Origin of the sequence: Pseudonocardia sp. Ae331_Ps2 (genome assembly GCF_001932405.1) — a bacterium.
GTDB lineage: Bacteria > Actinomycetota > Actinomycetes > Mycobacteriales > Pseudonocardiaceae > Pseudonocardia.
Genome location: NZ_MCIM01000001.1, coordinates 4,555,923 through 4,569,021, shown reverse-complemented (window position 1 = coordinate 4,569,021; position 13,099 = coordinate 4,555,923). Strand labels below are relative to the sequence as shown.

Below are 13,099 nucleotides of genomic sequence, written 5' to 3'. Positions count from 1 at the left end.
CACGGGATGACGGCGGCGGACATCGTCGCGCGGCACGCACGGACCACACCGGACGCTCCGGCGCTGGCCGACCCACGGACGTCGCGGACCTGGGCGCAGCTCGACGACCGGGTGTCCCGGCTGGCGACCGTCCTCGCCGGACGCGGGGTCGACCGCGGGGACCGGGTCGCGGTGCTCGGGCTCAACTCCGTCGAACTCGTCGAGAGCTACCTGGCGGTGCTGGGGATCGGCGCGATCTGCGTCCCGCTGAACTTCCGGCTGACCGCCGGCGAGATCGCCTTCCAGCTGACCGACTGCGGCCCCACCGCGGTCGTCTGCGACGACCGGTTCGCCGCGACGGTGGAGACCGCCCGGGCCGACGCGCCGTCGGTGCGGACGGTGCTGGGGCTCGGCGAGGGCCTCGACGCGCTGCTCGCCGAGGCCGGGCCCGGGTCCTGGGGCGACGACGTCGCCGACGAGGAGCCCGCCTACATCATGTACACCTCGGGGACGACCGGCCGTCCCAAGGGCGCCGTGCTGACCCACCGCAACCTGCTGCTGCACGCGTTCCTGTCGATCACGCACATGGGCACCGCCGGCGACGACCGGGTCTCGCTGTCCGGGGCGCCGCTGTTCCACATCGCCGGGCTCTCCGGGATGCTGCCCACCCTGATCGCGGGCGGCCGGGTGATCATCCCGCCGTCGGGCGGCTTCGACCCGGTCGCGACGGTCGACACCCTGGAACGGGAGAAGGTGTCGTCGTGCTTCTTCGTCCCGGCGCAGTGGCAGGCGATCTGCGCGGTGCCCGGCCTCGCGGAGCGGGACCTGTCGGCGCTGCGCCGGATCAGCTGGGGCGCGGCACCGGCGTCGACGACGCTGATCCGCACGATGATCGACACGTTCCCGCAGGCCACCGTGGTGACCGCGTTCGGCCAGACCGAGTGCAGCCCGATCACGTGCGTGCTGCGCGGCGAGGACTCGGTCCGCAAGATCGGCTCGGTGGGGACGCCGATGATCGGCGTCGAGGTGCGCGTGGTCGACCCGGAGATGAACGACGTGCCACGCGGCGAGGTCGGCGAGATCGTCTACCGCGGACCGACGGTGATGCGGGAGTACTGGGGGCGTCCGGACGCGACGGCCGAGGCGTTCCGCGGCGGCTGGTTCCACTCCGGAGACCTGGTCCGCGAGGACCCCGACGGCTACCTCTACGTCGTGGACCGGGCCAAGGACATGATCATCTCGGGTGGTGAGAACGTCTACAGCGCCGAGGTGGAGGACGTGCTGGCGGCGCACCCGGGCATCGCCGACGTCGCGGTCATCGGGGTGCCCGACCCACGCTGGGGCGAGACACCGCTGGCGGTGGTCGTGCCCGCCGACCCCACCGCGCCGCCGGACCTCGACGCCGTCGTCGCGTGGTGCGCCGACCGGCTGGCCCGCTACAAGCGCCCGACACGGATCGCCGTCGTCGACGCGCTGCCGCGCAACCCGACGGGCAAGGTGCTCAAGACCGAGCTGCGCCGCGACCACGGCGCGCTGGACTCGGTCTCCGCGCCCGCGCAGTAACCCGGTCGCCGACCCGGTCGCGACGGCGGCGGGGCTCGCCTACCGTCGCGACCGTGAGCGTCGTGGAATCGGTGAACACCGGGGTGTCCCGCCCGATCCTCGCCAAGGCGGGGGCCTCGGGGATCGACAAGCTGCCGGTGGCCGGACCGGTCCGGGTGGCCGTCCCGGCGGCTGCGGCGAGCGGGCTGGCCGGCGACACGATCTGCGACGCCGACCACCACGGCGGCCCGGACAAGGCCGTCTACGCCTACGCCCGGGAGGACCTGGAGTTCTTCGCCACCGAGCTCGGGCCGCTGCGGGCGGGGACGTTCGGGGAGAACCTGACGACCCGCGGGATCGACGTGTCCGGGGCCGAGCTCGGCGAGTGCTGGCGGGTCGGCGGGGTGGTGCTGCAGGTGACCGCGCCCCGCGTGCCGTGCCGGACCTTCGCCGCGCACCTGGAGCGGGCGGGCTGGGTGAAGCGGTTCACCGCGGCCGCCCGCCCGGGCGCCTATCTGCGGGTCCTGTCCCCCGGCGAGATCCGCGCCGGGGACACCGTGACCGTCGAGCACCGGCCCGGGCACGGCGTCACCGTCGCCGACGCCTTCCGGGCGCTGCTCGGCGAGCCCGACCGGCTCCCGGACCTGCTGGCCGCGGGCGAGCACCTGCTGCCGCAGATCCGGGACACCGTCACCCGGCGGACCGCGTCCTGACCCGGTCGTAGCGCATCCCCATCGCCGCACGGACCGCGTCGAGGGTCTCCTCCGCCAGCTCGTTCGCACGCGCGTTGCCCCGCGCCAGCACGTCGTCGACCAGCCCGGGGTCGCGGGCCAGCTCGGCGCGCCGCGCGCGGTGCCCGGCGAGATGGTCGTTGACCGCCTCGGTGGTGAGGCGCTTGAGCGCGGCGGCCCCGTCGAGGGTCGCGGCCAGCTCGTGCGGGTCGCGCCCCAGACACAGCGCCGCGGTCGTGAGCAGCCCGTACACCCCGGGCCGCCCCTCGGGGTCGACGGTGATCCGCCGCTCGGAATCGGTACGGGCGCGGCGCACGATCGCCGCCGTCTCGTCGGCGGTCGCGCCGAGCGGGACGGCGTTGCCGCGGGACTTCGACATCTTGTGCCCGTCGAGGCCGGGCAGCTCCGGGGTGTCGGTCAGCATCGGCTCGGGCGGGGTGAACACCGGGCCGTAGCGCTCGGCGAAGCGCCGCGCCAGCACCCGGGTCAGCTCGATGTGCGGGAGCTGGTCCTTCCCCACCGGTACGAGGTCGGCACGGCAGGACAGGATGTCCGCGGCCTGGTGCACCGGGTAGGTCAGAAGCAGCCCCGACAACGCGCGCCCGGACGCCGCGTGCTCGGCCTTCACCGTCGGGTTGCGGTGCAGCTCGGCCTCGGTGACCAGCGACAGGAACGGCAGCATCAGCTGGTTCAGCGCGGGCACCGCGGAGTGGGTGAACACCGTGGTGCGGTCCGGTTCGAGCCCGGCGGCGAGCTGGTCGAGCACCGCGCCGCGCACGTGGTCGGCCAGCCGGTCCGCGACGTCGCGGTCGGTGATCACCTGGTAGTCGGCCAGGATCACCAGCACGTCCACACCGGACCGTTGCAGCCGTACCCGTTCGGAGATGGTGCCCACCAGGTGCCCCAGGTGCAGCGGGCCGGTCGGCCGCTCCCCGGTCAGCACCCGGTGCGACGACGGGTCGGCGGCGACGGCGGCACGCAGCGCGGGCATCCGGGCGACGGTGGCAGCGAGGGAATCCATGATCAGCTCCTGGGAACGGGGAGCTGCACGAGACACACCGGGTTGCGCCGGGCTGCTCGGGCAGCCCGGGGTGACGGTGACGTGCGTCTACGCGGCTGCGGGGAGCAGCCGCCACCAGACGGGACGGGAGGAACGCACGGAGGCAGCCTACACCCGCCTAATCGACTATCGTTATCATCATCGGTATGGCCGACCGTCGCGTTCCCGTCACGATCCTGTCCGGCTTCCTCGGCGCGGGGAAGACGACGCTGCTGGAGCACCTGCTCGCGAACCGGGAGGGCAGGCGGATCGCCGTCGTCGTCAACGACATGAGCGAGGTGAACATCGACGGCGCGCTCGTCGATCTGCACCGCAGCCAGGAGAAGCTGGTCGAGCTCACCAACGGCTGCATCTGCTGCACGCTGCGCGAGGACCTGCTGACCACGGTCGGCGAGCTGGCCGCCGAGGGGCGCTACGAGCACGTCGTCGTCGAGTCGACCGGGATCTCCGAACCGATGCCGGTGGCGGCGACGTTCGAGTGGACCTTCGACGACGGCACCGCGCTCTCCGACGTGGCGCGGCTCGACACCATGGTCACCGTCGTCGACGCCTCCACCTTCGAGCACCTGCTGACCAGCGAGGACTCGCTCGCCGACCGGGAGCTGCAGGCCGCCGAGGGCGACGAGCGGACGCTGTCGGACCTGCTCGCCGACCAGGTCGAGTTCGCCGACCTGCTGGTGCTGAACAAGACCGATCTCGTCGCGCCGCACGCGCTGGGCCGGATCGAGGCACTGCTGTCGCGGATGAACCCGGGCGCCCGCATCGTGCGCGCCGTGCGCGGGGACCTGCCCATCACCGACCTGCTCGACACCCGTCGCTACGACCCGGCGGCGGCCTCGGCGACACCGGGCTGGGCCCAGGAGCTCAACGGCTCGCACACCCCCGAGACCGAGGAGTACGGGATCGCGAGCGTCACCTGGCGGGCGGCGCGCCCGTTCCACCCGGCACGACTGCTCGACGCGCTCGGCGACTGGCCGGGCCTGCTGCGCAGCAAGGGCTTCTGCTGGCTGGCCACCCGGCCCGACGTCGCGGGCCTGTGGTCGCAGGCCGGGCCGAACATGGCGCTGGACCCGGCCGCGCCGTGGTCGTCGTTCGACGGGCCGCGCGGGCAGGAGATCGTGTTCATCGGGCTCGGCCTGACCCGCGACACCGTCACCGCCCGGCTCGACCCGGCCCTGCTCACCGACGACGAACTGCTCGCCGGGCCCGACTCCTGGCGCGACCTGGACGACCCGCTGCCCGCCTGGGACCTCGACGACCTGCACGACCACGAGCACGCCTCCGTGGCCGGGTAGCGTCGGGCCGCGTGCCCGACCTCACCCCGGACGAGTTCCGCGCCCTCGGCCACCTGTTCGTCGACGCCGTCGCCGACGCCCGCGACGGGATCGAGCGTCGCCCGGTTCGCGACGTCGTGGAGCCCGGCACCGTGCGGGCCCGCTTCCCCCGCGAGGCGAACGAGGACCCCGAGCCGCTCGCCGCGTTCCCGTCGCTGGTCGAGGCCGTCACCGGCGACGCCGACACCCGCTGGCAGCACCCCGGCTTCCACGCCTTCTTCCCGGCGAACGCCTCGCTGACCTCGCTGCTCGGTGAGCTGCTCTCCGGCGGCGCCGGGGCGCAGGGGATGCTCTGGTCCACCTCGCCCGCCTGCACCGAGGTGGAGCAGGCGGTCACCGACCAGCTGGCCAGGGCGCTCGGGCTGGACGAGTCGTTCACCCACGACGGCGGCGGGGGCGGCTCGATCCAGGACTCGGCGTCCTCGGCGGCGCTGGTCGCGCTCACCGCCGCGCTGCACCGGGCAGCCCCGGACCCGGGCTCCGGCTGGCGGGCGCGCGGAGTGACCGGGCGGGAGCGCGTCTACGTCACCGCCGAGACGCACTCGTCGCTGGCCAAGGCGGTGCGGGTGGCGGGGCTCGGCTCCGACGGGCTGCGGACGGTCCCGTGCACCCCGGGCTCCCGGGCGATGGACCCGGCGGCGCTGGCCGACACCCTCGCCGCGGACGTCGCCGCCGGGCTGATCCCGGTGCTGGTGTGCGCGACGGTCGGGACGACCTCGACCGGGTCGAGCGACCCGGTCGCGGCGCTGGTCACGGCGGCGCGGCCGCACCGGGCCTGGGTGCACGTCGACGCCGCGTGGGCCGGCGTCGCGGCGCTCTGCCCGGAGCACCGCTGGGTGCTCGACGGCGTCAATCCCGGGCCGGGCCACGGTGTCGACTCCTTCTGCACCGACGCCCACAAGTGGCTGCTCACCGCGTTCGACGCCTCGCTGCTGTGGGTGCGCGACGCCCGCGCGCTGCCGGCCGCGCTGTCGATCACCCCGGCCTACCTGCGCGACGCGCACTCCGACTCCGGCACCGTCGTGGACTTCCGGGACTGGCAGGTCCCGCTCGGGCGGCGGTTCCGGGCACTGAAGCTGTGGGCGGTGCTGCACGGGCAGGGCCTGTCCGGGCTGCGGGCGCACCTGCGCGGGCACGTGGACCTCGCCGCCGAGCTGGCCGAGCGGGTCCGCGGGCACAACGACCTGGAGCTGGCGTGTACACCGGTGCTGTCGCTGGTCTGCCTGCGCTCGCGTGCCGGCGACGCGGCGACCACCGCGCTGCTGGAGCGGGCCAACGCCGACGGTCGGGTGCTGCTCACCGGCACCGAGGTCGACGGGCACCCGGTGGTGCGGGTGGCGTTCGGCGGGGTCACCACCGGCCGCGCGCACCTCGATGTCGTCTGGGATGTCCTGTCCGCCCGATCGTGACCGCCATGGGTAAGGTTCGCCTGTCCACCCAGAAGGGTGTACTGACCTGATCCCCCGGCGCCCGGTGCACCCGCCCGCACGGGTCCCGTCGAAAGGACCGCCCCCATGCCCCGATCCCTGCTCCGTGCGCTCGCCGCGTGCGTGGTCCTGCTGCTGGCGCTGGCCGGCTGTGCGTCCGGGGGTACCGGCGACACCGCGCAGCCCGCCCCCAGCGGCGAGGCCGCCGGAGCCTTCCCGGTCACGCTGAAGCACGCCTTCGGCGAGACGACGATCCCGGCCGCACCGCAGCGGGTGGTCACCGTCGGTTTCAACGACGCCGACTTCGCACTGGCCGTGGGGGTGAAGCCGGTCGGGGTCCGCGAGAACATCGGCGACTACGACTACGCGAAGCGCCCCTGGGCGCAGGAGGCGCTCGGGGGGACGCAGCCGCAGCTGCTGACCGGAGCCGAGATCCCGATCGAGCAGGTCGCCGCGCTGAAGCCCGACCTGATCCTCGGCGTCTACTCCTTCATGGACCAGGCGACCTACACCGCGCTGTCGCAGATCGCGCCGACCGTCGCCCAGGGCACCCCCGACGGCACGAACCCCGCAGGCTGGGAGGAGCAGACCCGCATCACCGGGCAGGCCACCGGCCGCACCGAGCAGGCCGAGCAGGTCATCGCCGCGACCCGCGCGAGGTTCGACGAGGCCAAGGCCGCCCACCCCGACTTCGCGGGCAAGAACCTGAAGATGGACTTCTTCATCGAGGGTGTCCCCTACGACATGGGCACCGACGACCTGCGCGCCCAGATCTTCGCCGGCCTCGGTTTCGCCGTCCGGCCGGACTCGCAGACCCTCTCGCTGGAGCGCCAGGGCGACCTCGACAGCGACGTGCTCGTGGTGCTGGGCCGCTCGCGCGCCGAGTCCGAGGCCGACCCGGTGTTCCGGGCGATCCCGGCGGTGCAGCAGGGCCGGGTGGCCTACCTCGGGCCGTTCGAGACCGAGTTCGCCGCCGCACTGGGCTACTCCAGCCCGCTGTCGCTGCCCTACGCACTCGACACCGTGGTGCCGCAGCTCGATGCGGCGCTGAAGGGGCAGGCACCGGGGAACTGAGCCCACCGCCGACCGCGTCGGGCGTCGATGTTGGCAAGGCTATCCTGACACAATGGACGTTCCCACCCGCCAGGCGGAGTCCGGCCGGTCCGTGTTGCGGGGGTCGCTGGGGGCCTTCCGTGGACGGCTCGCCGCGGCGTCGGCGCTGTTCTGCGGCCACCAGGCGGGTGAGGCACTCGTCCCCGTCCTCGTCGGGGTGGTGATCGACCGCGGGATCGCGGCCGGCGACCCCGTCGCCCTCACCGGCTGGTTGCTGGTCCTCGGACTGGACTTCCTGTTCCTGTCCACCTGCTACCGCTTCGGCGCCCGGCACGCCTGGTCGGCCGACGTACGCGGCGACGCCCGGCTGCGGCTGCAGGTGGCCGGGCGGCTGCTCGACCCCCGCGGCGGCGCCGAGGCCGGACGGCTGCCCGGTGAGCTGGCCTCGATCGCGGTGTCCGACGCGAAACGTGTCGCCGTGGTCAGCTTCATGCTCCCGCTCGGGCTGGCCGCGGTGACCGCGGTCGTCGTCGCGGCGATCGCGCTGCTCACCATCTCGCTGCCGCTGGGGCTGCTCATCCTGCTGGGCTCCCCGCCGCTGCTGTGGGCGATCCAGCGCATCGGCACCCCGCTGGAGCGGCGCAGCCACGCCGAACAGGAGCGGGCGGCCGCGGCCTCCGGGGTCGCGGCCGACCTGATCGACGGCGTCCGGGTGCTGAAGGGGCTCGGGGTCGAGCCGGCGGCCCAGCGTCGCTACCGCCGGGTCAGCCGGGAGGCGCTGGGCGCGACCCTGTTCGCCACCCGGGCCGAGGCCGGCTTCCTCGGCTCGGTCCAGCTGGTCAACGGGCTCTTCCTCGCCCTCATCGCACTGGTCGGCGGGCGACTCGCCGCCGACGGCCAGCTCAGCATCGGCGGCCTCGTCGCCGCCGTAGGCCTCGCCCAGTTCCTGGTGGGCCCGCTCGAGGTGTTCGGCGCGGTGAGCCGCCAGCTCGCCCAGGGCCGCGCGTCCGCCGGCCGGATCGCGACGCTGCTCGGCAGCGAGCACGCCGTCACCGCCCGGCCCGGGTCCGGCTCCGGGAGCGCCGCCGCGGCCGGGGACGGCGGGCTGACCCTGCGCGGGGTCCGCACCGTGGGCCTGTCCGGCGTGGATCTCGACGTCGCACCGGGAACCATGCTGGGTGTGGTCACCGACGACGCGGCGACCGCACTCGGGCTGGTCCGGCTGCTGGGCCGCGAGACCGACCCCGTCGACGGCCGGGTCGAGGTCGGCGGGACCGACCTCACCGCGCTGGAGTGCATCGACGCCCGCGCCGGTGTTCTCGTCGCCGCGCACGACGCACACCTGTTCGCCGGCACCGTGCGCGACAACGTCCTCGCCGGGTGTGCGCCCGGGACCGACCCGGCCCCGGCGATGGCCGCGGCTCGCGCCGACCAGGCCGCGGAGGTCCTCCCCGACGGGGCGGACACCGCGGTCGCCGCCCGGGGCAGCTCGCTGTCCGGGGGTCAGCGGCAGCGGATCGCCCTCGCCCGGGCCCTCGCCGCCGACCCCCCGGTGCTCGTGCTGCACGACCCGACCACCGCGGTCGACGCCGTCACCGAGGCCGCGATCGCCGACGGGCTGCGCGCGCTGCGTCGCGGCCGGACCACCGTCGTCGTCACCACCAGCCCGGCGCTGCTGGCCGCCGCCGACCGGACCGTCGTCCTGCGCGGCGGCCGGATCGCCGCGGACGGGACGCACAGCGAGCTCATGGCCGACCCCGACTACCGGAAGCTGGTGACCGGATGACCACCCGCCTGCCCGTCGCCGACGGGGCACGGATGCGGGCCGTCCTCGGCGAGCTGCTGCGGCCCCAGCGCGGCACCGCGCTGCTCGGGCTCGTGACGCTCGTCGGGGCCGCCGCGGTCAGCCTGCTCACCGCACCACTGCTCGGCCGGATCGTCGACCTGGTCGCCGACGGCCGGGGTGCCGACGCCGTCACCGCCCCGGTGCTCGGCCTGGTCGGGGTCGCGGTCGGGCAGGGCGTGCTCGCGATGCTCGGCGTCGCCCTGGTCGCCCGCGTCGGCGAGACGGTGCTGGCCGGGCTGCGCGAACGGTTCGTCGACCGGGCGCTGCACCTGGACCTGGAGCAGCTGGAACGGGCCGGGTCCGGGGACCTGACCTCGCGGGTCACCGACGACGTCAGCGTCGTCGCCGAGGCCGTGCGCGAGGCGCTGCCCGAGTTCGCCCGCTCCGCGCTGCTGATCGGCCTGACCCTCGTCGCGCTGCTCGCGCTGGACTGGCGGCTGCTCCTCGGCGCGCTGCTCGCCGTCCCGATCCAGGCCTGGACCGCGCGCTGGTTCCTCGCCCGGTCCGGCCCGATCTACGCAGCACAGCGGATCGCCTACGGCGACCAGCAACAGCAGCTGCTCGACACCGCCGCGGGGGTGTCGACCGTGCGGGCGTTCCGCCTGCACGACCAGCACCGGGACCGGGTCGCCGAACGCGCCGACGCCGTCGTCGGGCTCGCCATGCGGGTGATCCGGCTGCAGACCCGGTTCTTCGGCCGGCTCAACGCGGCGGAGTACCTGGGTGTGACCGGTGTCCTGGTCGCCGGCTTCTGGCTGGTGACCTCCGGTGAGGCCACGATCGGCACGGCCAGCGCGGCGGCGCTCTACTTCATCAACCTGTTCGGCCCGGTCAACGTGGTGCTGTTCCAGCTCGACGTCGCCCAGTCCGCGATCGCCGGGCTGCGCCGGATCGTCGGGGTCGCCGACCTCGCCCCCGAGCCCGATCCCGCCGAGCCCGCCCGGCCGGACGGCTCCCGTGTCCGCGCCCGCGGCCTGACCCACGCCTACGTCGACGGACACCCGTCGCTGCGCGGTGTGGACCTCGACGTCGAGCCGGGCACGCGGGTCGCCCTGGTGGGCGCGAGCGGCGCGGGCAAGTCCACCCTGGCGAAGCTGGTGGTGGGGCTGCACCGGCCGTCGTCCGGCCGGATCGAGATCGGCGGCGCCGGCCTCGACGAGCAGGGCCCGACCGTCCGCCGGGACACCGTCGCGCTGGTCACCCAGGAGGTGCACGTGTTCGCCGGGACGCTGGCCGAGGACCTGCGCCTGGCCGCCCCGGACGCCGACGACGCGCAGCTGCGCGCCGCGCTCGACACCGTCGGGGCGCTGGCCTGGGCCGAGGAGCTGCCCGGGGGCCTGGCGACCCCGGTCGGGAACGGCGCGCACGAGCTGGACGTCGTGCAGTCCCAGCAGCTCGCGCTGGCCCGGCTCGTGCTCGCCGACCGGCCGGTCGTGATCCTGGACGAGGCCACCGCGGAGGCGGGCAGCTCCGGGGCCCGGGCGCTGGAGGACGCGGCGCTCGCCGCGGCTCGCGGGCGGACGACGGTGGTCGTCGCGCACCGTCTGACCCAGGCGGCCACCGCCGACCGGGTCGTCGTCCTCGAGGACGGCCGGGTCATCGAGCAGGGCCGTCACGACGAGCTGGTGGCCGCCGGGGGCACCTACGCCCGGCTGTGGAGTGCCTGGTCGGGTCTGCGACCCGACCAGGCACCCGATCTCGGCTGAGTGGCGCGGCGCCCCGGACCAGGCGGCGCCGGGGATCAGGCGTCGGTGCGGATCAGGCGTCGGTGCGTTCGCGCAGGCTGCGCGGTCGCAGGTCGGTCCAGTTCCGTTCGACGTAGTCCAGGCACGAGGTCCGGTCGGCCGGCCCGTGGACCGAGGTCCAGCCCGCCGGGACCTCGGCGAAGTCCGGCCACAACGAGTGCTGACCCTCGTCGTTCACCAGCACCCGGAAGGTGCCGTTCTCGTCGTCGAAGGGGTTGGTGGACATGGTTCTCCTCCGGTGCGGGGACGTGGTGGGGAGCTCAGACGGTGGCGGTGTCGCGTCCGCTCGCCTCCGGGGAGGCGACCGCCGTTCCCCGGACGAGCGAGGCGACGATCTCTCCGGACCGCACGGCGATGTTGGACAGCAGGGTCGAGGTGATGCCGTGCGTGTGCTCGGTCGGACCCTGCAGGTAGACGCCGGCCCGGACCGTTCCGCCACCGGGGAGCGCACCGGTGCGGACGCGGTAGTCGCGCTGCACGTCGAGCCGGCCCTGTCCGTCGCGCCCGCAGGCCTGCTGCAGGCCGGCGTCGAGCAGCCACAGCGGGTCGGCCGACCGGTACCCGGTCGCGTAGACCACGGCGTCGGCGGTGATGACCTCGCGCTCGCCGTCGATGAGCGACTCGATGGCCAGTTCCACCCGGTCCCCGACGTCGACGACGTCGGCCACCCGGGAGACGTTGCGGAAGCGCAGCCGCTCCCGGCCGGCGACCCGCTCGTGGTAGTGCGTGCGGTACAGGCCCTCGATCAGCTCGGGGTCGACCACCGAGTAGTTGGTGTTGGCGTGGTAGCCGAGGATGCGGTCCTTGACCTCGTCCGGGGCGGTGAAGAAGTCGTCGACGGCGGCCGGGTCGAAGATCCGGTTGGCGAAGGACGTGTCGTCGGCGGGGCTGTAGCCGTAGCGGGCGAACACCGCGTGCACCTCGGCGGTCGGGAAGGTGCGGTGCAGGTGCTCCACGGTCTCCGCCGCGCTCTGCCCGGCCCCGACGACGGCGAACCGCGCGGGCGAGGCGCCGGCGAGCTCGCGGGTGCGGAAGAGCAGGTCGCGGTTGTGCCAGATGCGTCCACCTGCGGTGATCCCGCGCGGGAGGACCGGGGTGAGCCCGCAGGCGAGCACGACGTTGCGGGTCCGCAGCCGCTCCACCCGTTCGCCGGTGCGCACCACGACGTCGAGGAGGTCGACCACCCCGTCGCCGGGCACGGGCTCGATCTCGACGACCTCGCTGCCGTAGTCGACGGTCACCGGGGAGCCCGCGGCGTCGCTGACCTCGCCGACCCGTGCGGCGGCCCACTCCAGGTAGTCGTGGAACTCGCGGCGGGTGGGGAACGACGAGCCGTAGTTGATGAAGTCGGCGAGCCGGTCGCGGTCGTGCAGGTAGGACAGGAAGGAGAAGCCGCTGGTCGGGTTCCGCAACGTCACGAGGTCCTTGAGGTAGGACACCTGCATGGTCGCGTCCTCGAGCAGCATCCCGCGGTGCCAGCCGAACCGATCCTGGCGCTCGACGAACCGGGCGGTCACCCGCGCGTCGGCCGGGGCCGCCGCGTTGTGCTCCAGCAGGGCGATCGCGATGCCGAGGTTCGACGGCCCGAACCCGACCCCCACTACGTCGAGTACCTCCGGGGCGGAGTGGGGGTTCGCGTTCGCGGGGTTCGCCATCACGGTCCTTTCGTTGCTTCGGCACGCCTCAGATAAGAGGTCGCGCGGATTGATCACAGCTGGGTCGCGGCCGGGTGTCGATGGTGAGGGGCGGGCACGGGCCTGTCGATCATGAAGTTGTTGACTCTTCGTGATCGTCTGGAGGCCGCGTGCCCGCCCTGCCATCATGGCTGACCGAGCCGTTGTGGGACCAGTTCGCCGCGCTGCTGCCGCCCCGGGTCGAGTTCGATCCCACTCATCCGTGGGGCTGTCACCGCCGCCGGATCGCGGATCGGGTCGTGTTCGACAAGCTCCTGTGAGGTACTGCGGTTCGGCTGCCCGTATCAGGGCATCGCCGACAGCACCTGCTCGGCGACCACCATCCGCGATCGCCGTGACGAGTGGATCCGGCTCGGGGTCTTCGCCCAGCTACGCCGGATCGCCCTGGACGCCTACGACCGCATCGTCGGCCTGTTGCTTGACGACGTTGCCGTCGACGGCGCCATCACCAAGGCCCCCGGCGGCGGTGAGGTCGCCGGACCGTCACCGGTCGACCGGCGCAAGGGGCCTGAAGCGATCGGTACTCGTCGAGGGATACGGCATCCCACTGGGCCGGGTCCTGGCCGGGGCACACCGCCACGACTCCCCGCTACTGGGCCCCACTCTCGACCACCTCGACGCTCTCGGCCCGCTGCCCGACGACATCACCGTGCACCTCGACGCCGGCTATGACTCCGGTAAGACCCGC

At 74.2% G+C, this 13,099-nt stretch carries 10 protein-coding genes and 1 pseudogene; 8 read left to right on the top strand and 3 right to left on the bottom strand.

Annotation, left to right across the window (positions count from 1 at the left end; genetic code table 11):
- Positions 1 to 6: 6 nt before the first annotated feature.
- Both Ae331Ps2_RS21580 and Ae331Ps2_RS21575 read left to right on the top strand, forming a co-directional pair.
- Positions 7 to 1,542, top strand: a complete 1,536-nt coding sequence (locus Ae331Ps2_RS21580) for a long-chain-fatty-acid--CoA ligase (RefSeq protein ID WP_075306801.1) — start codon at positions 7 to 9, stop codon at positions 1,540 to 1,542.
- A 53-nt stretch (positions 1,543 to 1,595) separates the two neighbouring features.
- Complete coding sequence (locus Ae331Ps2_RS21575) at positions 1,596 to 2,234, top strand: MOSC domain-containing protein (RefSeq protein WP_198932186.1); 639 nt, start codon at positions 1,596 to 1,598, stop codon at positions 2,232 to 2,234.
- Here the strand turns inward: Ae331Ps2_RS21575 and trpS are convergent.
- Positions 2,212 to 3,273, bottom strand: coding sequence for a tryptophan--tRNA ligase (gene trpS / locus Ae331Ps2_RS21570; protein WP_075306803.1), 1,062 nt, complete (start codon positions 3,271 to 3,273; stop codon positions 2,212 to 2,214). The two genes, Ae331Ps2_RS21575 and trpS, sit on opposite strands and share 23 nt — an antisense overlap.
- Positions 3,274 to 3,458: 185 nt before the next feature.
- Here trpS and Ae331Ps2_RS21565 point away from each other — a divergent pair, with 185 nt between their 5' ends.
- The 5 genes from Ae331Ps2_RS21565 to Ae331Ps2_RS21545 all read left to right on the top strand — a co-directional run bounded on the left by Ae331Ps2_RS21565 (position 3,459) and on the right by Ae331Ps2_RS21545 (position 10,678).
- A complete protein-coding gene (locus Ae331Ps2_RS21565) occupies positions 3,459 to 4,607 on the top strand; it encodes a GTP-binding protein (RefSeq protein ID WP_075306805.1) in 1,149 nt (382 codons plus the stop codon).
- 11 nt (positions 4,608 to 4,618) lie between these two features.
- Positions 4,619 to 6,055: a pyridoxal-dependent decarboxylase gene (locus Ae331Ps2_RS21560; protein ID WP_075306807.1), complete on the top strand. Its 1,437-nt coding sequence runs from the start codon at positions 4,619 to 4,621 to the stop codon at positions 6,053 to 6,055.
- Between the two features lie 105 nt (positions 6,056 to 6,160).
- Positions 6,161 to 7,147, top strand: coding sequence for an ABC transporter substrate-binding protein (locus Ae331Ps2_RS21555; RefSeq protein ID WP_020625573.1), 987 nt, complete (start codon positions 6,161 to 6,163; stop codon positions 7,145 to 7,147).
- A 52-nt stretch (positions 7,148 to 7,199) separates the two neighbouring features.
- Positions 7,200 to 8,912, top strand: coding sequence for an ABC transporter ATP-binding protein (locus tag Ae331Ps2_RS21550; RefSeq protein ID WP_075306809.1), 1,713 nt, complete (start codon positions 7,200 to 7,202; stop codon positions 8,910 to 8,912).
- Complete coding sequence (locus Ae331Ps2_RS21545; RefSeq protein WP_075306811.1) at positions 8,909 to 10,678, top strand: ABC transporter ATP-binding protein; 1,770 nt, start codon at positions 8,909 to 8,911, stop codon at positions 10,676 to 10,678. The genes Ae331Ps2_RS21550 and Ae331Ps2_RS21545 overlap by 4 nt, the downstream gene beginning before the upstream one ends.
- Positions 10,679 to 10,730: 52 nt before the next feature.
- On the opposite strand, the gene Ae331Ps2_RS21540 is transcribed toward Ae331Ps2_RS21545, so the two are convergent.
- Together Ae331Ps2_RS21540 and Ae331Ps2_RS21535 are read right to left on the bottom strand one after the other, a co-directional pair.
- Positions 10,731 to 10,943 (bottom strand): MbtH family protein, encoded by a 213-nt coding sequence (locus tag Ae331Ps2_RS21540; protein ID WP_020625570.1) that lies wholly within the window; start codon positions 10,941 to 10,943, stop codon positions 10,731 to 10,733.
- A gap of 34 nt (positions 10,944 to 10,977) precedes the next feature.
- Positions 10,978 to 12,372 carry a lysine N(6)-hydroxylase/L-ornithine N(5)-oxygenase family protein gene (locus Ae331Ps2_RS21535; RefSeq protein WP_075306813.1) on the bottom strand — a complete coding sequence of 465 codons (1,395 nt, stop codon included), beginning with the start codon at positions 12,370 to 12,372 and terminating at the stop codon, positions 10,978 to 10,980.
- 149 nt (positions 12,373 to 12,521) lie between these two features.
- Here Ae331Ps2_RS21535 and Ae331Ps2_RS21530 point away from each other — a divergent pair.
- A pseudogene (locus Ae331Ps2_RS21530) lies at positions 12,522 to 13,099 on the top strand (transposase); the annotation flags it as partial.